Consider the following 23,769-nt stretch of genomic DNA (forward strand, 5'->3'; position numbering starts at 1 on the left):
CCGGAGGTAAGGGAAAGAGGTTCCTGGGAACGCCGGTCCCACCCTGGCTGTTGGAACGAACATGACGACCCACACCGTGGACACGACACACGAGCTGGCCGCGTTCCTGCGGACCCGGCGCGAACGCCTTGACCCGCGCGATTTCGGTCTGCCGTCGCGTCGGCAGGCTCGGCGGACCCCGGGACTGCGCCGCGAAGAGGTCGCCGAACTGGCCGGGATCAGCGTCGACTACATCGTGCGGCTGGAGCAGGGTCGCGGCCTGCGGCCCTCGGCGGACGTGGTGGAGGCGCTGGCCCGGGCGCTGCGCCTGGCCCCCGCCGAGCGCGCGTACTTCTTCGACCTGGCCCGGCAGCGCCCCCGCACCGCCGACAAGCCCGCCACCGCTGCGGCGCCGCCGCTTGCCCGGCTGGTCGCCGACCTGTCGCCGCTGCCGGCCATGCTGATGAACCACCGCTTCGACATCCTGGCCTGGAACCGCGAAATGACGAGGCTGCTCCTGGATTTCGACACCCTGCCTCCGTCGCGGCGCAATGCGATGTGGCTGTGCCTGATGCATCCGGAGATACGCGAGTTCTACGTCGACCGGGACCGCGTCGTCCGGGAGGGGATCGCCCACCTGCGCGCCGCGTGGGCCGCACATCCGGAGGATCGGGCATTGACCGACCTCATTGCCGAATTCATCACGCGTGACGAGGAATTCGCGCGCTTGTGGTCCGAGCGGGAAATCAAGGTCAACGGCCGCGGGGACAAGGTGATGCGGCACCCTGACGCCGGCGTGTTCGCAGTGCGTTTCGAGGTGCTGACGCCGCTGCAAGATCCGGATCAGCGGCTGCTGATCTTCCGCGCCGCGGACGACGAGAGCCAGTCGGCATTGGACCGGTTGTGCGCGCTGTGATGCCGCCGCCGCACGCCCGTCACACCCACACAGCCTCCGCGAAGGCGATCCCCACGAAGGCCGCCCCGAGCCCGGCGACGACGCTCGCGACGACGTTGGCCGCGGCATGGAACCGCGCACCGTCCTCCGCGAGCCGCAGCGTCTCGTACGAGAACGTCGAGTACGTGGTCAGCGCCCCGCACAGTCCGGTCCCGAGGAACAACTGGGTGTGCGAGGACGCCGCCCCCGCCGTCACCGCGCCGGTCACCAGGCCGAGCACGAGACAGCCCACGACGTTCGCCGTGAACGTCCCCCACGGGAAGACGGTGTCGTGCCTGGCCTGCACCGCCCGGTCGGTGAGGTACCGCAGCGGGGCGCCGACCATCGCCCCGGCGACCACGACGAGCCAGTTCACCGCTCCGCCTCCCGGCCCACGTACCGGATGACCTCGCAGTCGTCGAGGATCACCAGGCCTTCGGATACCAGGTCGTCGAGCTGCGGCAGGAACGCCCGGATCTTCTCCTCGGTGTCGACGACCACGATCGCGACGGGCAGGTCCTCGCTGAGGGACAGCAGACGGTGCGTATGGATCAGCGACGAGGCGCCGAAGCCCTCGATGCCGCGGAACACGCTCGCGCCCGCGAGTCCCGCCTCGTGCGCGCGGTGCACGATCTGCGTGTAGAGCGGCTTGCGGTGCCAGAGGTCGGACTCGCCGATGAAGATCGTCACCCGCAGGGCCCTGCCCGTGAGCCTCGTCATGATTGCCTCCACGCCACGACGCGGCGCGTCACCGCGGCCGCGCACCACACCGCCGCGAGCGCCGCGAGCAGCGTCAGTGCCAGATAGGCCAGCCCGGTGCGGGCGTGGCCCGTGTCCACCAGCTTCTCGATGTCCACCGCGTACGTCGAGAACGTCGTGAACCCGCCGAGCACCCCGGTCCCGAAGAACGGCCGCACCAGCCGGTGCGCGGCCCGCACCTCGCTGATCACCACCATGAGCACACCGATCAGCGCGCACCCGACGGCGTTCACCGCGAGCGTCGTCCACGGAAAGGCGCCGCCGGCGACCGGCCAGATCAGCGAGGCGCCGTAGCGCGCCGCCGCCCCGAGTCCGCCGCCGACGGCCACGACGGCCAGGATCGGGCCCTGCCCGCGCAGCACCACGCCCCGACGCCGCCCGGTCCGGACGAAATCGATGTCGGGGTCGATGGGTTCGGCCGCCACTTCCGACCGTCGTTCGGCTCCCATGGGCATACGTCTCCTACTCGCCGCGCGCCCTCCACTGGGCGCGCTCCGTCGCAAGCAGGGACCGTTGGCGGCAGCCGTGCCGCGGTTCGGGTGCGGCGAGCCCCACCGCCGCGCGGCGTCCACGAAGATCACCGCATCCCCAGGCTAGCCCGGCACGCGCGGCGCGTGCCAGTCGATCTCGTCGTACCGAGGTTCTCCAGGTCGGCGACGACGCGGGAAAACTCGGTGGACAGGAGATCGTCCGGTGGGTGGGATGAGGCTTTGCTCGGCGCGGCTGTCCTGGCCGGGCCGATGTCCGGTCGAGTTCCGTCGAGGAGAGTCCGTGTCAACTGGTGGTGCCGGCAAGCCGTTCGCGTACGAGGAGTACGAGGATCACGACGACTTCGAGGACCATGAGGACGACGAAGACGGCCCGGACGGTGCCGACGGCGCCGGCCACGCGGGGGACGACGGCGACGTACGCATAGACGAGCCGCTGTTGCGGCGGCTGCTCCGCGCACAGTTCCCGCAGTGGGCGCACCTGCCGATCAGGCCGGTGCCGCGCTCCGGGATGGACAACGCGACGTACCGTCTGGGCGACGACATGGCGCTGCGGCTGCCCCGGTACGCCCGCTGGGTCGGCCAGGTCGAGCGGGAGCAGCGCTGGCTTCCGTGGCTGGCCCCGCAGTTGCCGCTCGCTGTCTCCCAGCCGCTGGCGCAGGGCGAGCCCGGCGAGGGCTACCCCTTCCCGTGGTCGGTCTGCCGCTGGCTCGACGGTGAGCCCGCCACGACGGACGGCCTGGCCGACCCGCACCGCACGGCGGCCGAACTCGCCGAGTTCGTGACGGCGCTCCAGAAGATCGATGCGACGGGCGGCCCGGAACCGCAGTGGAGCAACGCCTTCCGGGGCGCGCCGGTCGGCGCCGAGTGCGACTCGCTGGCCGCCGACTCGACCGTACGCACCAAGATCGCGAAGCTGCGCGGCATGGTCGACACGGACGCGGTCACGGCCGTGTGGGAGGAGGCGCTGGCGGCGCCCGCGTGGGACCGGGCGCCGGTGTGGCTGCACGGCGACCTCGCGACCGGCAACCTGCTGGCCGTCGACGGCCGCCTGAGCGCGGTCATCGACTTCGGCACGCTGGCCGTGGGCGACCCCGCGTGCGACCTGATACCGGCGTGGATGTTCCTGCCCGCGACGGCCCGCGCCACGTTCCGCGCGGCGGTCGGCGCCGACGACGCGACGTGGGCGCGGGGCCGCGGGATCGCGCTCGCGGGGTCCCTGCCGGTCCCGGACGACCCGTTCTTCCAGCAGGACCCGGCGCGGGTGACGACGGCTCTGCGCCATCTGGAGGGGATCCTCGCGGACGCGGCGTGACCGACGGGCGGGCCCGCCGCCCGTCGTCCGTTTGCCCGCGGCGGCCCCGGGTCGTTTGCCCGCGGCGGCCCCGGGCACCCGGCGCCCCATGGATGAGGTACCGCTGCGACAGGAGTGGATCCAGCGGGCCGCGTGTGCCGACGTGGATCCCGATCTCTTCTTCCCGGTCGGGCCGGCCGGCCCGGCCGAACGGGACCAGGAAGAGGCCAAACGAGTGTGCGAACGCTGCCCCGTGGCGCGTCAGTGCCTCATGTACGCGCTGCGCTCCGGTCAGACGTCGGGTGTGTGGGGCGGCAAGGACGAGGGGGAGCTGGCGAGGCTGCGAGAGCAGCGGCGCGCGGCTCAGCACAAGCCGGAGCGGGAGACGGCCGGCCGGGGAGTCCGCCGCGCGGGGTGACACAGGAATCCGCGTACGTCCCGTTCGCCCCGCCCTCGGGCGCGGTTATCGTTGCGGCCTGGCGGGTGCCCCGGCGCGTCCGCGGGGCGTACGGAGTCGCAAGGGGGAAGCGGGGTCCATGGGGCGGGCGGAGTGGATACGCGTGCCGGTCGGCGACGAGGCCGAGCGATGGGCGACGCGCGGGCGCTGCCACAAGGTGCTGCTGATCGTCCACAACGTCACGTCCGCGACCAGGCTGCTCGACGTGCTTCCCCTCTTCCGTGACGACCTGCGTGTCCAACTGCTCGCGACGTGCACGGGCTCCTCGGCGTTCCGGGCGGGCACCGCGGAGCTCCTGGAGGAGGTCGGGGTGCCGGTGCTGCCGTGGGAACAGGCCGTACGGACCCCCGTCGACCTGGCCCTCGCCGCCAGCTTCGGCGGTCAACTCCAGTCCCACAGCGGGCACTTGGCGATCCTCTCGCACGGCGTTGGCTACAATAAGAGACTCGCGGAGCCGGGAGCCGGGAGCCGGGAGCCGGGAGCCGGGAGCCGGGAGCCGGGAGCCGGGAGCCGGGAGCCGGGAGCCGGGAGCCGGGAGCCGGGAGCCGGGAGCCGGGAGCCGGGAGCCGGGAGCCGGGAGCCAGTGTTCGGGCTGTCGCCGGAGTGGCTGCTCGCCGACGGCAGACCCCTCGCGGACGCCTTGGTGCTGTCCCACCCCGAGCAGGTCGAACGGCTGCGTGCCGCCTGCCCGGAGGCCGCCGCGACGGCCGTCCTCGCGGGCGACCCGTGCTACGACCGGCTGCTGGCGGCCCGCCCCTACCGCGACCGGTTCCGCCGCGCCCTGGGCATCCGTCGCGGGCAGCGGCTCGTGCTGCTCAACTCCACCTGGAACCCCGAATCACTGTTCGGTGACGGCGGCGAGGACGTGCTGCCCGCGCTGCTGCCCCGCCTCACCGCCGAGCTGCCCGCGGACGAGTACCGCGTCGCCGCCGTCCTGCACCCGAACATCTGGCACGGCCACGGCCCCGGCCAGATCAGGATGTGGCTGGACCGGGCCCGCCGCGGCGGCCTGACCCTGGTCGATCCGCTGCACGGCTGGCGCCAGGCCCTCCTCGCGGCGGACATCACGCTGGGCGACTTCGGGTCGGTGACCTACTACAGCGCGGCCCTCGGCACGCCGGTGCTGCTCGGTGCGGCCGCGTCGGACGGCCTCGGCGAGGACTCCCCCGTCGCCGCGTTCGTCCGCGCCGCGCCCCGCCTCGATCCGTACCGCCCGCTGCGGCCACAGCTCGACGCGGCCGCGGCCCACCACCCCGTACCCGGCCCCGCCGAGCTGACGTCGTCCGCCCCCGGGTGCTCGGCCGAGCTGTTGCGGCGCACGTTCTACGGACTGATGGGGATACCGGAGCCCGCTGCCCCCGCACTCCTGGACCCGCTCCCCCTGCCCCCGTACGAGCCTCCCGACCGCACCGCTCCCCTGCGCGTCATCACACGGCTGCGCGGTGCGGGCGAGGTCGGCGTCGCCCGGTACGCACAGCCGCGCGGCGAACCGGACGCCGACGGTGAGGCACACACCGCGGTGCACGAGGACACCCTGGACCCCCGCGACCTCACCCTCGCCGACGTGATCCTGCGTCACGGCACCCCGGACGACCCCCGGCTCGGCCCGCCCGCCGACTGGGCCAGGGGCGTCCTCGACCGCCACCCCCACTGCGGCATCGCCGCGTACGTGACCGGCCCCGGCGCCTGCACCGCGCTCACCCGCGACGGCCGCCTGCTCCGCCTGACCACCGACCCGCACGCGGTGGATCCGGGGGCCTGCGCCTCCGCGCTGTACGCCTGGCTGGCGGCGGGCAAGGGCCTCGACGAGCTGGTGGACGGGCTGACGGTGTGGACCGGCGGGACACGCAGTCAGGTCGCCGTCGTGCCCGCCGAACCCGCACCGCCCCTGTTCGGATCACCGTCTTCGCCACCGCCACCGCTTCCGTCGCCGTCCCGCAACGCCCGCAGATACGCGAGGTGATACCCCGCGTTCTCCTCCGCCAGCGCCCGCAGGGCCCAGTCGATCAGGGGCAGCGCGGCGTCGCGTCGGCCGCTGAGGACGTACAGCTCCGCGAGGTCGGTGCGGGCCCGGGCACCGTTGTACGGCTCCTCCTGCTCGTCGAAGCGCCGGACAGCGTCCCTGAGACGCCCCTCCGCCTCGTCCAGGGGCAGACCCTCGCGGAGGGCGATTCCGCGCTGCGCCCTGCCGCGGAACCGCTGCAGCAGGGCCTCGATCCGCGGCAGGTCCTCGAAGCCGTCGTCACCGGGACCGATGCGGCCGGCGATGCGCCCCGACTCCGCGAAGAGGGCGTCGGCCTCGTGGAACGCCCAGCGGGCCAGCTCGACCCGGCCGAGCGTCTCGACGGCCGTGGCCTGCCCGCGCAGATGCCCGGCGCGCCGCTCGGCCACCAGCGCCGCCTCGGCCTCGCGCTCCGCCTCGTCGTAGGCGCGCGTTTCGATGAGGGCGGAGGCGAGGGAGGTGTGCATGCGGCCGGCCATCCGCGTGCCCGGGCACACCGTGTCCGCGGCCTGCGCCGCGGCGCGCAGCGCCGGAAGCAGCGTCTCGTGGTGTCCGGCCTTGAGCTGCACCGCCCACAGCGCCTCCGTCAAGGAGCAGGCGGTGTCCCCGAAGCCGAAGTCCTTTGCGGCGAGCACCGCTTGGACCAGGTTGCCCAGTTCGTCGAGGAGCGCCGCCAGGGCCCGGCCCTTGTCCGGGTACGTTCCCGGGGTGGCGCCCTCGTAGGCGGCGCCCAGATGCCAGCGCTCCGGCAGGGCGTCCAGGTCGGCCTGCACGGCGAACCGCAGATACCACCGGAGGGTGCGCTCGATGGCCCGCGAGCACCCGCGGGTGCCGTCGTCCCGCGTGGCCATGCGCTCCGCGTGCCCGAGCACCAGCGGCCGGTACCGATGGCGCCCCGGGCCGATCCGCTCCAGGAGCCTGAGCTCTACGAGCCGGTCGAGTCCCGCGCCCGCGGCTTCCTCCGTCACCTCCGCCGCAGCGGCGACGGGCCCGGCCGTGAACGCGGGCCAGGGCCACAGCGCCGCGCGCCGGTAGAGCCGGGCGAGGCCGGGGTCGAGGGACCGGTAGATGTCGTCGAGAAAGGCGTCGTCACCGCCCACGGAGCCCCCGCCCGTCGTGTCGTCCGTCCGGGGCCCGCCATCGGGGACGAGGCCCGCTTCCCACTGCGCGGCGGTGGCCCACAACGCGTACGGCGATCCGGCGCACCGCGCGAGCGCGACCGGGAGCGCCGGGCCGAGCCGCCCCACCAGGTCGCTGCCCGCCGCCTTCTTCAGCAGGTGCAGGGAGTGGCGCCTGGAGAGCGGCTCGACCTCGATCGGCTCGGCGTCGAGCCCGGGCAGCCGGCGGCGGGCGACGACGACGGTGAACACGTCGACGGAGGCCGCGAGCAAGGGGCCGACCTGCGCCGCCGAGTGGGCGTGGTCGAGGACGACGAGCATCCGCCGCCCGTCGACGAGCCGCTGGAAGAGGGCGGCCCGGTCCCCGGGTCCCGGCGGTATGTCCCTGTCCGGTACGCCGAGGCCGCGTAACGCCGACCGCAGCGCCGCCTCGGCGTCAAGTCCCGTACCCGCGTGGCCGCCCGCGAAGTCGACGTACAGACGCCCGTCGGGATACCGGTCGTGCGCGCTCGCCGCGAACTGCACGGCGAGCCCGGTGGTGCCGATGCCCTCCGGCCCGTACAGCAGTGCTCTGCGCGGCCGCCCGTCGTGCTTGCGCAGGGCCTCGCGGCGCAGCCGTCGCAGGGGCTCCTCGCGGTCGACGAACGTCCGGATCGCCGGGGGCGGCGGCGCCACGGAGAGCACCACGGACTGCTGGAAGGTCCGCAGGGCCAGCCCCCGCAGCTCGGCGAGCCGCCCGGCCACGACCGGGTCCCGGCGGGCCGCCTCCAGCAACTGCGGTGCGAGCGCCGTCAGTTCGGCCGACCGCTCGGGGGCCCGTGTCTGCCCGCCGAAGAGCCCTCCGACGAGCAGGTAGAGCTGTTTCCCCGCCTCGTTGGCCATGCCGAACCCCACCGCCGCCAGCGTCGCCGTGATCATCCCCAGCGATACGGGATCCACCCTGCCCCCCACTCTCCCCGGGCGCGCACCGTCGCGCCGCTGTCCTGGCAGGCCACAGTATCGGCGCCTCGCGGAGACGAACATCATCCGGCATCATCCGGCCGGACGGCGCCCGTCTCCACGACAACTTCCGGCCACCGCCTGGCCAGTTCGCCCTGGGAGGCCCTCAGCCCCGGTACGTCTCCAGCAGCCGCAGCCACACCTCGCTGATCGTGGGATACGCGGGCACCGCGTGCCACAGGCGCTCGATGGGGACCTCGCCTGCGACGGCGATGGTGGCCGAGTGGAGGAGTTCGCTGACGCCGGGGCCGACGAAGGTCGCGCCGAGGAGGATCTCGCGGTCGAGGTCGACGATCATGCGGGCCCGGCCGCGGTAGCCGTCGGCGTAGAGGCCGGCGCCCGCCACCGACGCGAGGTCGTAGTCGACGGCGCGGACGCGGTGGCCTGCGGCCTCGGCGGCGGCGAGGGTGAGGCCCGCGGAGGCCGCCTCGGGGTCGGTGAAGACGACCTGCGGGACCGCGGCGTGGTCGGCGGTGGCGCTGTGGGCGCCCCAGCGGTCGGTCTCCAGGAGGGGGATCTTCCGGGCGCGGGCGGCGATGGCGGCGCCCGCGACACGCGCCTGGTACTTGCCCTGGTGGGTGAGGAGCGCGCGGTGGTTCACGTCGCCGACGGCGTACAGCCAGTCGCTGCCCACCACCTGGCAGCTGTCGTCGACCGGCAGCCACGCGCCGGGTTCCAGGCCGACCGTGCCCAGGCCGATGTCGTCGGTGCGCGGGGCGCGGCCGGTCGCGAAGAGGACCTCGTCGGCCTCGACGGAGGTGCCGTCGTCGAGGCCGAGGGTGACGGTGGCGCCCTCGCGGCGCACCTCGGTCACCGAGGTGTCCGTGCGCACGTCGGCGCCCGCCTTGCGCAGCGCCTCCGCGACCAGTTCCCCGGCGAACGGCTCCATCCTCGGCAGCAGTCCCCCGCCTCGTACGAGCAGCGTGACCCGGGAGCCGAGGGCCTGCCACGCGGTGGCCATCTCCACGCCGACCACGCCGCCGCCGACCACGGCCAGGCGCGCGGGCACATGGTCCGCGCTGGTCGCCTCGCGGCTGGTCCACGGCTTGGCGTCGGCGACGCCCGGCAGGTCGGGGACGACGGCGCGGCTGCCGGTGCACACGGCCACGGCGTGCCGGGCGGCAAGGCGCCGGAGCGTGCCGTCGGTGCCGGTGACCGTGACCTGACGGGTGCCGGCGAGGCGGCCGTGGCCGCGGTAGAGGTCCACGCCGATGGAGTCCAGCCAGCCCACCTGGCCGTCGTCCTTCCAGTGCGAGGTGTAGTAGTCACGGTGCGCGAGGACCGCGGGCGCGTCGAGCGGTCCCTCGGCGAGCTGCCGCAGGCCCGGGACGCGGCGGGCGTCGGCGCGGGCCACGGCCGGGCGCAGCAGGGCCTTGCTGGGCATGCAGGCCCAGTACGAGCACTCGCCGCCGACGAGTTCGCTCTCCACGACGGCCGCGCTCAGGCCCGCCGCGCGGGCCCGGTCGGCGACGTTCTCGCCCACCGGTCCCGCGCCGAGGACCACGACGTCGTAGGTGATCGTTTCGCTGGCTTCGGTGGCATCCGTGGCATCGGTCATGAGGACAGTCTGGTCCCAGGTGTGCGGCGTGGCCACATGGGTACGCGCGCGGAATACGGCCGTCGCCCCGGCCGTTGTGCACGACGGCTTCGCCCTCACCAGGAAGAGAGACTGACCATGAGCAGCACGACAGTGGAGCTCACGAAGGAAAACTTCGACCAGACGATGACGGACAACGACTTCGTCCTGATCGACTTCTGGGCGACCTGGTGCGGGCCCTGCCGCCAGTTCGCCCCCGTGTACGAGAAGGCCGCGGAGGCCAACCCCGATCTGGTCTTCGGCAAGGTCGACACGGAGGCGCAGCCGGAGCTGGCGGCCGCTTTCGGTATTCAGTCGATCCCGACCCTGATGATCGTCCGCGATCAGGTCGCGGTGTTCGCGCAGCCCGGCGCGCTGCCGGCGGAGGCCCTGGACGACGTCATCGGCCAGGCCCGCAAGCTCGATATGGACGAGGTGCGCAAGTCCGTCGCCGAGCAGCAGGCCAAGGAGCAGAGCGAGTAAGAAACCCGTCGAGGGATCAGTGCCGGGCGGGGGCGGCGGGACTTCGGTCCCGCCGCCCCCGCCCGTCTTCTCCCGCCGCGTCGGCTCGATGCCCGCCTGTTCCGCTGTTCCGTGCCGCGTCAGCTCGATTCGCGGTGCACGACGCTCGCTCCGAGTACGTCGTGCACCTCGGGTTTACCGCCCGGTTCGCGCACCACCCTGTCGACCAGCTCCGCGAGGCCGCGGCCCGAGGGCAGCTCGATGCGAACGCTGCTCAGGCGCGGGCGCAGCAGCCGGCCCAGCATCAGGTCGTCGGCGCCGACGACGGCCGTGTCGTCGGGGACGGCGATGCCCCGGTCCTGGAGGGCGCGCGTCAGGAGCATCGCGTACTCGTCGTTGTACGTGAACACGGCGTCGAGGGCGAACGCGGACCAGTGGTCGGCGAGGCGGGCGGCGGAGTCCTCCGTGTAGGCGAGGGGCAGCTCGGTCGCCTCGCCGTCGATCGCGGCCCGCACGGCGGCGTGTACGCCGTCCAGGCGCGGCCGGGAGAAGGCTTCGAGGCCGGGTTCCTCGGGGACGACGACGCCGATGCGGCGGCGGCCGCGGGCCAGCAGGTGTTCGGCGGCGGCGCGGCCGACCAGGCGCTGGTCCATGAGCAGGGCGTGCGCGCCCTCCGCCCGCTGCGGGCCGAGGGTGAAGACGGCCTTGGCGCCCGAGCGTTTGAGCACGGCGACGCCGCGGGCGCCGAGCGCGGTCGCGTCGGGCGCGAGGACGGCGACGGGGCGCAGTTCGGCCCAGGCGCGGGCGGCCTCCTCGCCGGTCAGGCCGAGGCTGCCGTACTGCACGACGGTGTAGTCGAACCGGCTCAGCGCCCACTGGAGTTCGTTGAAGAAGGCGCTGAACAGCGGGCCCACGGCGATCTGCGGGGTGGGCATGAGGACCATGCGGGTGTGCCCGGCGCGCAGGCTGCGGGCGGCGGCGTGCGGGACGTAGCCGAGTTCCTTGGCGGCCGCGTGCACGCGGCGGCGGGTGGGCTCGCTGATCCGGACGGCGCTGGTGTTGTTCAGGACGTAGCTGACGGTGGCGCGGGAGACGCCGGCGAGGCGGGCGACGTCGGCGCTCGTCGGCACGGAGTGCGGGGTGCCCTGCGGCACGGAGTCGGGCGGGGGACTCGGCGCGTCCGGCGCCGGGCCCGGCGCGGGCTGCTGCTTCGGTATCTGCACCATGACGGGCGCAATCCTTCCAGACGGCACCGGGGCGCACCCAGGCGGGCGCGGGGGCGCTGCCGGGCAGGCGCCGGGGCATGGCCGCGCACGCCGTCGGGCCTGGTCGCGCGGCCCGTCGCACACGCCCGCGGCGGCGCACGCACGGCTTTGCGGAAGCGTCGCGCGCCGCTCCCGCGCGCCGCCGCGGCGGACCGCCGCACCCGGTGGGCGGCGCGAACTCCGCCGTGCGGATACCGCGTTGGGCCGCCGGAGGCTACCGTTCGGTAAACCTGCCCGCCCGGGCGGCCACCAGCCATGTCCCCACCGCGCGGCCGCGCCCACACGCCGCCCGACCGGAGGTGCCCCCACATGACCGCCGACCGTTCCGCAGGCCTCGCGGAGACCGCCCGCGCCCTGGCCGAAGGCGAGGTGTCCGCACGGGAGTTGACCGAGCGGGCGCTCGCCCGCATCGAGGCGGCGCAGCCCGTATTGAACGCGTTCCGCGTGATACGCGCCGAGGCCGCGCTCGCCGAAGCGGCCGCCGCCGACCGGGAGTTGGCGGCGGGCGTGCGGGGGCCGCTGCTCGGTGTGCCGGTCGCGGTGAAGGACGACACCGACGTGGCGGGCGAGCCCACCGCGTTCGGCTGCCCCGGCGACTTCCCGCCGAAGGCCGAGGACGCGGAGGCGGTGCGCAGGCTGCGGGCGGCCGGGGCGGTGATCGTCGGCAAGACCAACACGTGCGAGCTGGGACAGTGGCCGTTCACGGAGGGACCGGCGTTCGGCGACACCCGCAATCCGTGGCACACGGGGCACACGCCGGGCGGCTCGTCGGGCGGCTCGGCGGCCGCGGTCGCCGCGGGGCTCGTACCGGCGGCGCTGGGCTCGGACGGGGCGGGGTCGGTGCGGATACCGGCGGCGTGGACGCACCTGGTCGGGATCAAGCCGCAGCGCGGGCGCATCTCGACGTGGCCGTGGCCGGAGGCCTTCAACGGCATCACCGTCAACGGCCCGTTGGCCCGCACCGTCGCGGACGCCGCCCTGCTCCTGGACACGGCGAGCGGCAACCACGCGGACGACCCGCACCAGCCGCCCGCGATCCGCGCCGCCGAGGCCGCGACGCGCGAGCCGGGCCGGCTGCGCATCGCGCTGTCGCTGGGCATGCCGTTCACGGCGACGCCCAAGCGGCTGCATCCGCTGGTGCGCGGCAAGGTCGTGGAGCTCGCGGAGCGGCTGACCGCGCTGGGCCACGACGTGACGGAGGCCGACCCGCGCTACGGCCAGATCGGCCTCGCCTTCGTGCCGCGGGCCACGGCGGGCGTGGCCGACTGGGTGCGCGAGGTGCCGGACCCCTCGCTGCTCGACCGGCGCACCAAGGACGCCGCGCGCCTGGGGAAGCTGCTCGGCGGCGCGCCGCTGCGTCTGTCGCGCCGTGCGGAGGCCACCCTGCACCGGCGGGTGGGCGCCGTCTTCGACACGTACGACGTGGTGCTCGCGCCCACGACGGCCACCCCGCCCCCGCGCGTCGGCACGATGGCGAGGCTCAGCGGCTGGCGCACCGACCAGGCGATGATCGCGGCCTGCCCGTACGCGTGGCCGTGGAACGTGCTCGGCTGGCCCGGCGTGAACGTGCCCGCGGGCCGGGTGGCGCACGGCCTGCCCGTCGGCGCCCAGCTCCTCGGCCCCGCCGGCAGCGAGCCCCTGCTGATCTCCCTCGCGGCCCAGCTGGAGGACGACCGCCGCTGGCACGAGCAGTGGCCGACGCCACTGACGGACGCCCAGGCGGCGCCGTGAGCCGGGCAGCGCGCGCCACCGCCGCTCCGGACCACCTGCCCCAGCACTGGATAGAACGTTCGTTCCAAACTGCTCGGACATGAGCCCGCCCGAGCAGCCCCGCCCTCGGCCCGCCCCCGAAAACCCGGTGCGGTCGCCGCGCCGCCCGCCTACCGTCCAGGGCGTGCAGATCTACGAAATCCACATCCACGGATGCGCCGGGACGGACGCGGCGCTCGCCCTCCAGGAACCGCTCGCGCGGCTGCTGTGCCCCGTCGAGGACCACGAGGGCCCCTGCGAGGTGCCGTGGGGGTTCACGCTGCGCGACGAGCGGGGCGAGGACGATCCGCAGCGGGTCCTCGTCCTCGGCATCTTCGCGAGCGCGGAGAAGGCCGCCGAGGTCAGGGACCGGGTGCGGACGTTCGTCGGCCCGGCGCACCCGGTGGCGCTGAGCGAGGCCGTCACCGACACCTTCGACGAACTGGCGGACCAGTACCGCATCGAGCAGGGCCCGAGCACGGCCTGAGCGGAGGGCGACCGCCTCAGCCCACCCGTCCCCCGCCCGGCGGCCCGCCCCGCCGCGCTCCGCGTGCCGGGCGCCGCCCGGTCCCGCATCCTGGACGTGGCCGCGTACGCATGCAGATCCCCCGTGACGAACATGAACAGATGGTGTGCCGTGCCTGTCGGCCGTCGCAACAGCATTTCCCGGCCACGAGGGCACTCTTGTGCGAAATAGCTTCAACGTCTTGGGTGTTACGAGCGCTGCGCGGGCAGTTCGCCCGGGCAAGCCGGAACAGGAGGATCCCCGCCATGCCAGAGGGAGACTGTACGAAGCGCCGCGCCCGGCTCGGCGAAGCCGTGACCGAGGCGGAGATCGAGGCCTTGGTGCGCGGCATCTGCTTCAAGACGGGCCCACCCGCCCGCACCGGAGTGGAGCTCGAATGGCTCGTGCACACCCCGGACGCGCCCAGCGTCCCCCTGTCGTCCGCCCGCGTCGAAGCCGCCCGCGCGGCCCTGCGGACCAAGCCGCTGCACTCGGCGGTCACCGTCGAACCCGGCGGCCAGCTTGAGCTCAGCTCGCTGCCCGCCGCCTCGCTCATGGAGTGCGTGTCGACCGTATCGGCCGATCTGGCCGTCGTACGCGACACCTTGAAACCCCTCGACCTCACCCTCACCGGCCTCGGCGCCGATCCCTGGCGCGCCCCGGCCCGCATCCTGCACGAGCCGCGCTATGACGCGATGGAGTGCTGGCTGGACCGCGCGGGCGACGCGGGCCGCCGCATGATGTGCTCCACGGCGTCCGTGCAGATCTGCCTGGACGCCGGGTACGAGGAGCCGGGCCCGCTGGGCTACGCGCGCCGCTGGCGGCTCGCGCACCTGCTCGGCCCCGTCCTGGTCGCCGCGTTCGCCAACTCCCCGCTGCAGGACGGCCGCCGCACCGGCTGGCGCTCCACGCGGCAGGCCGTGTGGGCCGGCATCGACCCCGGCAGGTCGGGCGCGCCCGCGCTCGACGGCGAGCCGCGGGCCGCCTGGACGCGGCACGCCCTGGACGCGCCGGTGATGTGCGTGCGCGCCGACACCGCTCCCTGGCTGGTGCCGGACGGGCTGACCCTGCGGTCCTGGGCTCGCTCCGGCGAGCCGCGTCCGCCCACCCGCGACGACCTCGACTACCACCTCACCACGCTGTTCCCGCCGGTCAGGCCGCGCGGTCACCTGGAGCTGCGGATGGTCGACGCGCAGCCGGGCGAGCACGGCTGGATCGTGCCGCTCGCGGTGACGTGCGCGCTGTTCGACGATCCGGGTGCCGCCGAGACGGCCTACCGCACGGTCAAGGCGCTGGCCGAGCGCGCGGGCGCCACGCCGCCGCCGCACAGCCCGCTGTGGCTGGACGCGGCCCGGCACGGCCTCGCCGACCCGGAGCTGCACGAGGCCGCCACGGCCTGTTTCGCCGCCGCGCTCGACGCGCTGCCGCGGCTCGGCGCCGACGCGCGCGTGCTGGCGGCCGTCGCGGCGTACGCCGACCGGTATGTCGCACGCGGGCGCTGCCCCGCCGACGACCTGCTCGACGAGGAGCACGCACACGGGACGCCCCTGCCCGGGAAGGACGCACACCGATGACCGGTTCCACGACGGGACTCCAGCACGTCTCCGCCACCGACCCCGAGGCGCTGCGGGCCCGCGCGCAGACCGCGCTGCTCGCCGCGCGGGAGCGCACCGCGCTCCTCACGTCCTGCGTCGAGGACCCCGAACTGACCGCGCAGCACTCGCCGTTGATGTCCCCCCTGGTGTGGGATCTCGCGCACATCGGCAACCAGGAGGAGCAGTGGCTGCTGCGCGCGGTCGGCGGCCGGGCGGCGCTGCGGCCCGAGATCGACTCGCTGTACGACGCGTTCGAGCACCCCCGGGCCACCCGCCCCTCGCTGCCGCTGCTCGCGCCCGACGAGGCCCGCCGCTACGCCGCCGACGTGCGCGGCCGCGCCCTCGACGTACTGGAGAGCACCCCGTTCCACGGCTCGCGGCTCACCGACGCGGGCTTCGCCTTCGGGATGATCGCGCAGCACGAACAGCAGCACGACGAAACGATGCTGATCACCCATCAGCTGCGGGCGGGCGCCCCGGCGCTCACCGCCCCGGACCCCGGGCCCGCTCCCCTGTTCACGGGGCCGCCCGAAGTCCTGGTGCCCGGCGGCCCGTTCACGATGGGCACGTCGGCCGAACCGTGGGCGCTCGACAACGAACGCCCCGCGCACCGGCGCTTGGTGCAGCCGTTCTTCATCGACACCACGCCGGTCACCAACGCCGCGTACCAGCGCTTCATCGAGGCGGGCGGCTACGACGAGCCGCGCTGGTGGCACGAGCGGGGCTGGGAGACGGTGCGCCGCAACAAGCTCACGGCACCGCTGTTCTGGCGGCGCGAGGCGGGCCAGTGGCTGCGCCGCCGCTTCGGCACCCTCGAACCGGTGCCGGACGACGAGCCGGTCCTGCACGTGAGCTGGTACGAGGCGGACGCGTACGCGCGCTGGGCCGGGCGGCGCCTGCCGACCGAGGCCGAGTGGGAGAAGGCCGCGCGCCACCACCCGGACGAGGACCGCTCGACGCGCTACCCGTGGGGCGACGCGGACCCGACGCCGGACCGGGCGAACCTGGGCCAGCGGCATCTGCGCCCGGCCCCCGCGGGCAGCTACCCGCAGGGTGAATCGCCGCTCGGCGTACGGCAGTTGATCGGCGACGTGTGGGAGTGGACGGCGAGCGACTTCCTGCCCTACCCGGGCTTCGTCGCCTTCCCCTACCGCGAGTACTCGGAGGTGTTCTTCGGCGGCGACTACAAGGTGCTGCGCGGCGGCGCGTTCTCCGTCGACGCGGTGGCCTGCCGGGGCACGTTCCGCAACTGGGACCACCCGGTGCGGCGGCAGATATTCTCCGGCTTCCGCACGGCGCGCGACGTCACGGCCGCCGAGACCGCCCAGGGACTCGTCTGATGTGCCGTCATCTCGCGTTCCTGGGTGAGCCGCAGCCGCTCGGCGCGCTCCTCGTGGAGCCCGCGCACAGCCTCTTCCGGCAGTCGTGGGCGCCGCGCAGGCAGCGGTACGGGACGGTCAACGCGGACGGTTTCGGCGTCGGCTGGTACGCGGACGGCGATCCGGTGCCGGCCCGCTACCGCCGTGCCGGGCCGATCTGGGCCGACCAGTCGTTCGCCGACCTCGCCCGCGTGGTGCGCTCCGGCGCGGTGCTCGCCGCCGTGCGGGACGCGACGCTCGCGGGCGCGGACGGGGAGGCCGCGGCGGCGCCGTTCGCCGCGGGGCCGTGGCTGTTCAGCCACAACGGCGCGGTGTCCGGCTGGCCGGACTCGCTCGCCGCGGTGGCGACCGCGCTGACCCCCGCCGACCTGCTGTCCCTGGAGGCGCGCTGCGACTCGGCCCTGGTGTGGGCGCTGGTCCTGGAGCGCCTGCGGCGCGGCGACGAGCCGGCGCAGGCGCTCGGCGACGTGACCGTCGAGGTGGCCCGCGCGGCGCCCGCGTCCCGCCTGAACCTGCTGCTCACCGACGGCGAGACGATCGCCGCGACGGCCTGGGGCGACACCCTCTGGTATCGCGCCGACCCCGGCCGCTCCACCGTCGTGGCCTCCGAGCCGTACGACGACGACCCGCACTGGCGCGAGGTGCCCGACCGCACGCTGCTCGCCGCCGGTGCCACCGACATTCTGCTGACCCCGCTCAAGGAGCCCACTGCGTGAGCCCGTTCCTGCTGACCCGCACCCTGCCCGAGGACGCCACCGGCGCCGCGCTGCGCGCCGACGTCCTGCACGGCCTCACCCGTACGCCCAAGTCGCTGCCGCCGAAGTGGTTCTACGACGCGCGCGGCAGCGTCCTGTTCGACGAGATCACCACACTGCCCGAGTACTACCCGACGCGCGCCGAACGGGAGATCCTGGTCGCCCGCGCCACCGAGATCGCCGAGGTGACGGGCGCGCGCACGCTCGTCGAGCTGGGCTCGGGCTCCTCCGAGAAGACCCGCCACCTGATCGACGCGCTGCCCTCGCTGCACACGTACGTCCCCGTCGACGTCAGCGAGTCCGCGCTCACCGGCGCGGCGCACACGCTGCTCGCCGAGCGGCCCGCGCTGAACGTGCACGCCCTCATCGCCGACTTCACCCGCGGCCTGGCCCTGCCCGGCACACCCGGGCCGCGCCTCGTCGCCTTCCTCGGCGGCACCATCGGCAACCTGCTGCCCGCCGAGCGCGCCGCGTTCCTGACGTCGGTACGCGGCCTGCTCTCCCCCGGCGACGCGCTGCTCCTCGGCACGGACCTGGTCAAGGACGAGGCGGTGCTTGTGTCGGCGTACGACGACGCGGCGGGCGTGACCGCCGCGTTCAACAAGAACGTCCTGCACGTCGTCAACCGCGAACTGGGCGCGGACTTCGACTCCGACGCGTTCTCGCACGTCGCGGTCTGGGACCGCGCCCACGAGTGGATCGAGATGCGGCTGCGCGCACGCGCCGCCCAGACCGTGAAGGTCCCGGCACTCGACCTCGCCGTGCACTTCGAACGCGGCGAGGACCTCCGGACGGAGATCTCCGCGAAGTTCCGCCAGGAGGGCGTGAAGTCGGAACTGGCTGCGGCAGACCTGTCGTTGACCCACTGGTGGACAGACGAGAGGGGCCGCTTCGCGTTGTCGCTGAGCACGGTGTCCTGACGGGTTGGCCGTTGTGGGCAATCGTGCCGCAGGGCGGCACGGGTGGGCACAACCCCCGGTGCCGGGCGCGAAGAATGCAACGCCCGGCTAAACGGCCTCACGGCCCCGTGGCGTCCAACGCTCTGGTGATCCGGCCGGAGGCCACCTTGGCCTCACGGGCCGGATCACCTCCACCGAGCACCTTGGACATGTACACCTTGATGGGATTGTCCGCCTCAACGGCAGCCCACTGCGGCGAATTGGGCGTCGCCCGCCCCCGCGCGGCGCTCACCGCCATCGCGGCGACCCCCGCCTCCCCAGAAACGGCGGACGCCAACGTCGACTTGTTCGGCACATAGTCCATCGTCCGCGCCAGATCCTTCTGCCACTTCTCACCGGCGAGCGCCTTGACGACCTCGACGGCACCCTTGCGCTCGTCGGTGCCGTCGCGCACGACGAGGTCGGACCCGCCGGTGAACACGGCGCCCGGCTTGCCGGCGCTCTTGCCGGGGATGGGGAAGTACCCGAGCTTGCCCTTCAGCTTCGGGTTCTTCTCCTCGATGGCGCGCGCGGTGCCGGGCACGGCGATGATCTGCGCGACGTCGCCCGCGGCGAACACCCCGGCTTGCGGCGGGTGTTCCTCGTCCGCGCCGGGCGGGCCGTCGCCGAGGGCCTGGAGCTGCCGGTAGAAGTCCATGCCGCGCAGGGCGGCGGGGGTGTCCAGGGCGCCCTGCCAGGTGCCGGCCTTCTCCTTCGCGAGGTCGCCGCCCTCGTCCCAGATGAATCCGGCGAGCGTGTACCAGTCCTGGCCGGCCAGATAGATCCCCTGGTCCCCGCCCGAGTCGAGCCGCCGGGTGTCGGCGAGCCACTGCTGCCGCGTCTTCGCGGGCCGCTCGATCCCGGCCCGGGCGAACAGGTCCTTGTTGTAGATCACGACGCGGTTCGCGGCGTACCAGGGGATGCCGTACTGACCACCGTCATAACGCCCCGGCTCGGCGAGGCCCGGCAGCCAGTCCTCCATGCCGAGGTCGCGGGCGGACTCCAGGGTGAGGTCTTCGAGGCCGCCCTGGTCGACGTACTGGGCGACCTGGGTGTTGCCGACCTCGATGACGTCCGGCCCGTCGTCGTCCTTCAGGGCCGCCTTGACCTTCTCGCCGATGCCGGTCCACTCCTGGACGCTGATGTCCAGGTCGATGTCGCCGTGCCGCTTCTCGAAGTCCTCCGTGAACCGCTTCATGAAGGCGTCCGACGCGCTGCCGCGCATCAGCCACACCTTCACGGTGCTGCGGTCGTCCCCGCCTCCGGGCAGTCGGCCGCAGCCCGGGAGCAGGGCCGTGGAGGCGAGGGCCAGGGTCAGGGACAGGGCGATGCGGAGACGGCGGGGATTCACGTCGGTCACTTTCTGCCTGCGGACAGGACGGGGGAAGCCCGACGTGGGGAAGAGCTTGAAGCTCGAACGGGTGTGCAGGATTTTGGTATGGACCAACGCGTCGGTCAAGAGGTGTGGAGGGATCCGTGGCACTTCTGTGAAGGCCGCGTGACCACGGGGCGGCGCTTCCGTCGACAGGCCCGCACGGCCCCCCGGCACTACCGTGGAGGGCACCGCAACGCCGCGGAGAGGAGAAGCCCGCTCATGTCCGACCACACCTACCGGGTCACCGAGATCGTCGGCACCTCGCACGAAGGCGTCGACCAGGCCATCCGCAACGGCATCGAACGCGCCGCACAGACGCTGCGCGGCCTCGACTGGTTCGAGGTCACCCAGGTGCGCGGCCACATCGAGGACGGACGGATCCAGCACTACCAGGTCGGCCTGAAGGTCGGATTCCGCCTGGAGGACGCGCCCTAGACAGACCCGGCGGGGGGACGCGCCCCAGAACCAGGGAGACTTGCCCCCTACGGCCGAGGGCTCACGTACGCCCTTCCCGCTCCTGCGCGTCCCGCAGCTCCGCCGACACGCTCCCCCACCGCGCCCGCACCACCGTGAACCCGGCCCGCTCGGCGTCGTCGCACACCAACGCGTCGTCGTCCACCAGCATCCGGACCTCGCGGTCGCGGGCGAGGCGGCGCAGGATCTCCAGCTTGGTGCGGCGCGCGGGCCGCCGGTCGTGGTCGCGCCGCATCCAGATCCGCCCCTCGGGCAGCCCCTGCGCGGCCAGCCACGCCTCGGTGTCGGCACGGCAGCGCTCGGGCCGCCCGGTGAGATAGACGACCTCGCACTCCCCGGCGCTGTCCAGGACGAGCCGCACCCCGTGCGGCAGCGGCGGATCGTGCGGCGCCGCCGCGAAGAACGCGTCCCAGTCGCGTGGCCTGCGCTCCAGGAAGCGCTGGCGGTGCGCGGTGTCCGCGAGGGTGCCGTCGAGATCGAACACGGCGAGGGGCCGCTCGGCCGCGTCGGCGGCGTACGTCGCCGGGGTGTTGTCGTACGTCACGCCGTCAGCGTACGGAACGTACGCAGCTGGCGGCCCCGCGGCCTGGGTACGACGGAACCGTGCCCGGCCGACGCGGCCGGAGCGGGACGGAGGACGAGGTGCGCAGGATCGCGATCGTGGGGGCGGAGCAGGCGGGGCTGCAGCTGGGGCTCGGGCTCCTGGGAGCCGGGTACGAGGTCACGCTGGTCGCCGAGCGGCGCCCGGAGGAGGTGCGCGGCGGGCGGGTGACCTCGACGCAGCTCATGTTCGGCCCGGCCCTGCGCGTCGAGCGGGCGGCCGGGCTCGCGCTCTGGGACGACACCGCACCCGTGATGCCGGGGTTCGAGCTCAGCCACTGGGAGCCGGAGGGGCGACCGGACGCACCGGTGCACCGGTTCACCGCGCCGTTCGACGACGAGGTGCGCTCCGTGGACCAGCGGGTCAAGCTGGCCGCCTGGCTGGAGCTGTTCGAGGAGCGGGGCGGGCGCGCGGAGTACCGGTCCGCCGGCCCCGCCGACGTGGCCGCCCTCGCCGCCGCACACGACCTGACCGTGCTCGCCACCGGGCGCGGCCGGCTCTCCGCGCTCTTCGAGCACGACACGTCCTGGCCCGCCCACGACCGGCCGCCGCGCACGCTGGCCTGCTTCTACGTGCACGGCGTCGCGCACGACGCCTCCGACCCGGCCGCCGACTGCGTCCGGACCACCGGCGTACCGCCAGCCGGTGACGTGATCATCCTGCGGGCACTCACGGTCGGCGGGCCCTGCGACATCGCGCTGTTCGAGGGCAAGTGGGGCGGCCCGTACGACTGCTGGGACGACCGCCCCACCGCCGCCGACGGACTGCGGCGCGCCCTCGACCTGCTGCGGACGTACGCGCCTTGGGAGTACGAACGCTTCCGCCGCACCGAACCCACCGACCCCGGTGCCGCCCTGTACGGCGCGATCACCCCAACGGTCCGCCGTCCCGTGGCCCACGTGGACGGCGACCGCCCCGTCCTCGGCATGGCGGACGCCCTCGCCGTCCACGACCCGATCACCGGCCAGGGCGCGAACAACGCCGCGCGGGCGGCCGCCAGTTACCTCACCGCCATCCTGCAGCACGGGGACCTCCCCTTCGACGAGGAGTGGATGCGGGCGACCTTCGACACGTACTGGGAGAACGCCCGACATGCCCACGCCTTCACCGAGTTCATGCTGCGCGAGCCGCAGCCCGAGCAGGTGCGGCGCGCCATCGAGGCCGCCTTCGACCACCCGGAGGTCGCCCACCGGTTCGCCAACGGCTACGCCGATCCGTCGACGTACCGCGAGTGGCTGATGGACCCGGAGGGGGCCGACGCCTATCTGGCCCGGTTCGCCTGCTAGAGCGCCGCAAGGTCAGGCCGCTGGTGTCGCGGCACCGGTTCGGACAGCATGCGGCGCATGGACTGGATGCCTTTGCTCTCCACGCTCGCAGGTGCCGCCATCGGCATTGCCGCCACCCTGATCGCCGATCGCAACAGATGGCGGCGCGAGGAATCACGACAGGCCCGGGAAATGCGGCGCGCCGTGTACACGGAGTACGCCACCGCGCTCAAGGACGCGGGGGAAGAGATACGGGCGGTCGCCCTGGGCGATCACATGACCGAGTCGGCGCGTGACGCGGCGGTGCGCGAAGCCTTCCGCAGGACCGGACTGCACACGGCCAGCGAACAGCTCTGGCTCGTGGGCCCGCCGCCCGTTGTCGCGGCCGGGAACGAGGCGTTCCACAGCCTGCGCCGGATACGCGATGCCTATGCCCGCGGGGTGGCGGTCGGCTCCGCCGAGGACAGGGCCTTCATCCAGCAGCGCCGCACAGCCATGGCCGAGATGCGCCGCCTCATGCGTGCGGATCTGGGCGTCGGACCCCTCGGGATCGAATGACCACCGGCCGGTCGGCTCGCCTTCACCCTCGGCCGAGCGCTCGACAGCGCGGAGATCAGAATCACTTTGCCTGCCCCGGACACCTGGCGGATCATGGAAGCAGCAGAGGAGATCAGCCGGGTGACAGCCGGATCCCACTCCCCCGGAGCAGCCGTGCACGACGAACAGCGGAGCGGGATTCCGCAAGGATCAGCGCCCCGTGCCGACGGCGTGCGGTTCTCCGTCCTCGACCGTTCCCGCACCCGCGAGGGGCACGACGCCACGCAGGCCCTGCGTGACACCGTCGCCCTCGCCCAGGAGCTGGAGGCGCTCGGCTATCACCGCTTCTGGGTGTCCGAGCACCACGGCGTGCCCGGAGTAGCCGGTTCCGCGCCGACGGTGCTCGCGGCGGCGGTCGCCGCGGCCACACGGACGATCCGGGTGGGCACGGGCGGCGTGATGCTGCCGAACCATCAACCGCTGGTGGTGGCCGAGCAGTTCGGGGTGCTCGAGGCGCTGTTCCCGGGGCGGATCGACATGGGGCTCGGGCGTTCGGTCGGGTTCACGGACGGCGTGCGCAGGGCGCTCGGCCGCGACAAGCACGACGCGGACGACTTCGCGGCGCACCTGACCGAGCTGCTCGGCTGGTTCCGCGGCACCTCGGACACGGGCGTGCACGCCCGCCCGGCCGAGGGCCTGAGCGTCCCGCCGTACGTCCTCGCCATCGGCGAAGGGGCGCGCATCGCGGCGGAGGCGGGGCTTCCGATGGTCGTCGGCGACATCAGGGGCCGCGACAAGATGCTCGCCGCCATCGAGCGCTATCGCGCCGCGTTCCGGCCCTCCGCCTGGTCGGACGAGCCGTACGTGGTCGTCTCGGGCTCGATCGCCGTCGCGGGCTCCGAGGAGGCGGCCCGCCGGCTGCTCATCCCCGAGGCCTGGTCGTTGGCGTACTCCCGCACCCACGGCACCTTCCCGCCGCTGCCGCCCGCCGAGCGCGTCGAGGAGCTCGCGGCGACGGGCGCCATGACCGACAAGGAGCGCGGTTTCTACGAGTCGGCGCTGCGCGGGCACATCCACGGCACCGAGGACCGGGTCGCCGCCGAGCTGAAGCTGCTGATCGAGGAGAGCGGCGCGCAGGAGGTCCTGGTGACGACGAGCACGTACGACCGCGAGGGCCTCCGCGACTCCTTCCGGCGCCTCGCGCGAGCCGCGGGCTTGCGGGCTCCCGCGCGGCCCCCGGCCTAGAATCGTGGGGTTTGCCCC

23 protein-coding genes are annotated in these 23,769 nt (G+C 74.0%); 15 read left to right on the plus strand and 8 right to left on the minus strand.

Features of this window, described 5'->3' with window-relative positions:
* Positions 1–61 precede the first annotated feature (61 nt).
* Complete coding sequence (locus AC0KTA_RS03345; RefSeq protein WP_481053570.1) at positions 62–895, plus strand: helix-turn-helix transcriptional regulator; 834 nt, start codon at positions 62–64, stop codon at positions 893–895.
* Positions 896–914: 19 nt separating this feature from the next.
* Here the strand turns inward: AC0KTA_RS03345 and crcB (AC0KTA_RS03350) are convergent, their stop codons facing one another.
* From crcB (AC0KTA_RS03350) to crcB (AC0KTA_RS03360), 3 genes are read right to left on the minus strand one after another with little or no spacing between them, the layout of a single operon-like run.
* Positions 915–1,289, minus strand: a complete 375-nt coding sequence (crcB, locus tag AC0KTA_RS03350; protein ID WP_481053571.1) for a fluoride efflux transporter CrcB — start codon at positions 1,287–1,289, stop codon at positions 915–917.
* A complete protein-coding gene (locus AC0KTA_RS03355; RefSeq protein WP_481053572.1) occupies positions 1,286–1,633 on the minus strand; it encodes a DUF190 domain-containing protein in 348 nt (115 codons plus the stop codon). The genes crcB (AC0KTA_RS03350) and AC0KTA_RS03355 overlap by 4 nt, the downstream gene beginning before the upstream one ends.
* Positions 1,630–2,121 (minus strand): fluoride efflux transporter CrcB, encoded by a 492-nt coding sequence (gene crcB / locus AC0KTA_RS03360; RefSeq protein WP_481053573.1) that lies wholly within the window; start codon positions 2,119–2,121, stop codon positions 1,630–1,632. Before crcB (AC0KTA_RS03360) ends, AC0KTA_RS03355 begins: the two co-directional genes overlap by 4 nt.
* Positions 2,122–2,443: 322 nt before the next feature.
* Between crcB (AC0KTA_RS03360) and AC0KTA_RS03365 the strand changes: the two genes are divergently transcribed.
* The 3 genes from AC0KTA_RS03365 to AC0KTA_RS03375 all read left to right on the plus strand — a co-directional run bounded on the left by AC0KTA_RS03365 (position 2,444) and on the right by AC0KTA_RS03375 (position 5,874).
* The gene (locus tag AC0KTA_RS03365; protein WP_481053574.1) at positions 2,444–3,475 is read left to right on the plus strand and encodes an aminoglycoside phosphotransferase family protein; all 1,032 of its coding nucleotides are present in this window, start codon (positions 2,444–2,446) and stop codon (positions 3,473–3,475) included.
* An 88-nt stretch (positions 3,476–3,563) separates the two neighbouring features.
* On the plus strand, positions 3,564–3,872 hold the full coding sequence (locus tag AC0KTA_RS03370) for a WhiB family transcriptional regulator (protein ID WP_481053575.1): 309 nt from the start codon (positions 3,564–3,566) through the stop codon (positions 3,870–3,872).
* A 118-nt stretch (positions 3,873–3,990) separates the two neighbouring features.
* A complete protein-coding gene (locus tag AC0KTA_RS03375; protein ID WP_481053576.1) occupies positions 3,991–5,874 on the plus strand; it encodes a hypothetical protein in 1,884 nt (627 codons plus the stop codon).
* On the opposite strand, the gene AC0KTA_RS03380 is transcribed toward AC0KTA_RS03375, so the two are convergent.
* Both AC0KTA_RS03380 and AC0KTA_RS03385 read right to left on the minus strand, forming a co-directional pair.
* Positions 5,763–7,970, minus strand: a complete 2,208-nt coding sequence (locus AC0KTA_RS03380) for a tetratricopeptide repeat protein (protein WP_481053577.1) — start codon at positions 7,968–7,970, stop codon at positions 5,763–5,765. The genes AC0KTA_RS03375 and AC0KTA_RS03380 overlap by 112 nt on opposite strands.
* Positions 7,971–8,136: 166 nt before the next feature.
* Positions 8,137–9,588 carry a dihydrolipoyl dehydrogenase family protein gene (locus AC0KTA_RS03385; RefSeq protein ID WP_481053578.1) on the minus strand — a complete coding sequence of 484 codons (1,452 nt, stop codon included), beginning with the start codon at positions 9,586–9,588 and terminating at the stop codon, positions 8,137–8,139.
* A gap of 117 nt (positions 9,589–9,705) precedes the next feature.
* Here AC0KTA_RS03385 and trxA point away from each other — a divergent pair, with 117 nt between their 5' ends.
* Positions 9,706–10,089 carry a thioredoxin gene (gene trxA / locus AC0KTA_RS03390; RefSeq protein ID WP_481053579.1) on the plus strand — a complete coding sequence of 128 codons (384 nt, stop codon included), beginning with the start codon at positions 9,706–9,708 and terminating at the stop codon, positions 10,087–10,089.
* 119 nt (positions 10,090–10,208) lie between these two features.
* Here trxA and AC0KTA_RS03395 read toward each other — a convergent pair whose 3' ends face one another.
* On the minus strand, positions 10,209–11,294 hold the full coding sequence (locus AC0KTA_RS03395) for a LacI family DNA-binding transcriptional regulator (protein WP_481053580.1): 1,086 nt from the start codon (positions 11,292–11,294) through the stop codon (positions 10,209–10,211).
* A 348-nt stretch (positions 11,295–11,642) separates the two neighbouring features.
* On the opposite strand from AC0KTA_RS03395, the gene AC0KTA_RS03400 reads away from it, so the two are divergent.
* From AC0KTA_RS03400 to egtD, 6 genes are all read left to right on the plus strand, one after another.
* Positions 11,643–13,064 (plus strand): amidase, encoded by a 1,422-nt coding sequence (locus AC0KTA_RS03400; protein ID WP_481053581.1) that lies wholly within the window; start codon positions 11,643–11,645, stop codon positions 13,062–13,064.
* A 163-nt stretch (positions 13,065–13,227) separates the two neighbouring features.
* Entirely contained in the window at positions 13,228–13,569 is a 342-nt protein-coding gene (locus tag AC0KTA_RS03405) for a hypothetical protein (protein ID WP_481053582.1), read from the plus strand.
* Between the two features lie 284 nt (positions 13,570–13,853).
* A complete protein-coding gene (egtA, locus tag AC0KTA_RS03410) occupies positions 13,854–15,161 on the plus strand; it encodes an ergothioneine biosynthesis glutamate--cysteine ligase EgtA (RefSeq protein WP_481053583.1) in 1,308 nt (435 codons plus the stop codon).
* Positions 15,158–16,522, plus strand: a complete 1,365-nt coding sequence (egtB, locus tag AC0KTA_RS03415) for an ergothioneine biosynthesis protein EgtB (protein WP_481053584.1) — start codon at positions 15,158–15,160, stop codon at positions 16,520–16,522. The genes egtA and egtB overlap by 4 nt, the downstream gene beginning before the upstream one ends.
* Positions 16,522–17,277: an ergothioneine biosynthesis protein EgtC gene (egtC, locus tag AC0KTA_RS03420; RefSeq protein WP_481053585.1), complete on the plus strand. Its 756-nt coding sequence runs from the start codon at positions 16,522–16,524 to the stop codon at positions 17,275–17,277. Before egtB ends, egtC begins: the two co-directional genes overlap by 1 nt.
* Positions 17,274–18,236, plus strand: a complete 963-nt coding sequence (gene egtD / locus AC0KTA_RS03425) for an L-histidine N(alpha)-methyltransferase (RefSeq protein ID WP_481053586.1) — start codon at positions 17,274–17,276, stop codon at positions 18,234–18,236. Before egtC ends, egtD begins: the two co-directional genes overlap by 4 nt.
* Before the next feature lie 97 nt (positions 18,237–18,333).
* On the opposite strand, the gene AC0KTA_RS03430 is transcribed toward egtD, so the two are convergent.
* A complete protein-coding gene (locus AC0KTA_RS03430; RefSeq protein ID WP_481053587.1) occupies positions 18,334–19,605 on the minus strand; it encodes an extracellular solute-binding protein in 1,272 nt (423 codons plus the stop codon).
* Positions 19,606–19,848: 243 nt separating this feature from the next.
* Between AC0KTA_RS03430 and AC0KTA_RS03435 the strand changes: the two genes are divergently transcribed.
* Positions 19,849–20,064, plus strand: coding sequence for a dodecin (locus AC0KTA_RS03435; protein ID WP_481053588.1), 216 nt, complete (start codon positions 19,849–19,851; stop codon positions 20,062–20,064).
* A gap of 61 nt (positions 20,065–20,125) precedes the next feature.
* On the opposite strand, the gene AC0KTA_RS03440 is transcribed toward AC0KTA_RS03435, so the two are convergent.
* On the minus strand, positions 20,126–20,647 hold the full coding sequence (locus AC0KTA_RS03440) for a phosphatase domain-containing protein (RefSeq protein WP_481053589.1): 522 nt from the start codon (positions 20,645–20,647) through the stop codon (positions 20,126–20,128).
* Between the two features lie 59 nt (positions 20,648–20,706).
* On the opposite strand from AC0KTA_RS03440, the gene AC0KTA_RS03445 reads away from it, so the two are divergent.
* The 3 genes from AC0KTA_RS03445 to AC0KTA_RS03455 all read left to right on the plus strand — a co-directional run bounded on the left by AC0KTA_RS03445 (position 20,707) and on the right by AC0KTA_RS03455 (position 23,751).
* Positions 20,707–21,990, plus strand: coding sequence for a styrene monooxygenase/indole monooxygenase family protein (locus AC0KTA_RS03445; protein WP_481053590.1), 1,284 nt, complete (start codon positions 20,707–20,709; stop codon positions 21,988–21,990).
* 57 nt (positions 21,991–22,047) lie between these two features.
* Positions 22,048–22,527 carry a hypothetical protein gene (locus tag AC0KTA_RS03450; RefSeq protein ID WP_481053591.1) on the plus strand — a complete coding sequence of 160 codons (480 nt, stop codon included), beginning with the start codon at positions 22,048–22,050 and terminating at the stop codon, positions 22,525–22,527.
* A gap of 93 nt (positions 22,528–22,620) precedes the next feature.
* Positions 22,621–23,751: an LLM class flavin-dependent oxidoreductase gene (locus tag AC0KTA_RS03455; RefSeq protein WP_481053592.1), complete on the plus strand. Its 1,131-nt coding sequence runs from the start codon at positions 22,621–22,623 to the stop codon at positions 23,749–23,751.
* The last annotated feature ends 18 nt before the right edge of the window (positions 23,752–23,769 follow it).

This window comes from Streptomyces sp. Y309 (genome assembly GCF_056712025.1).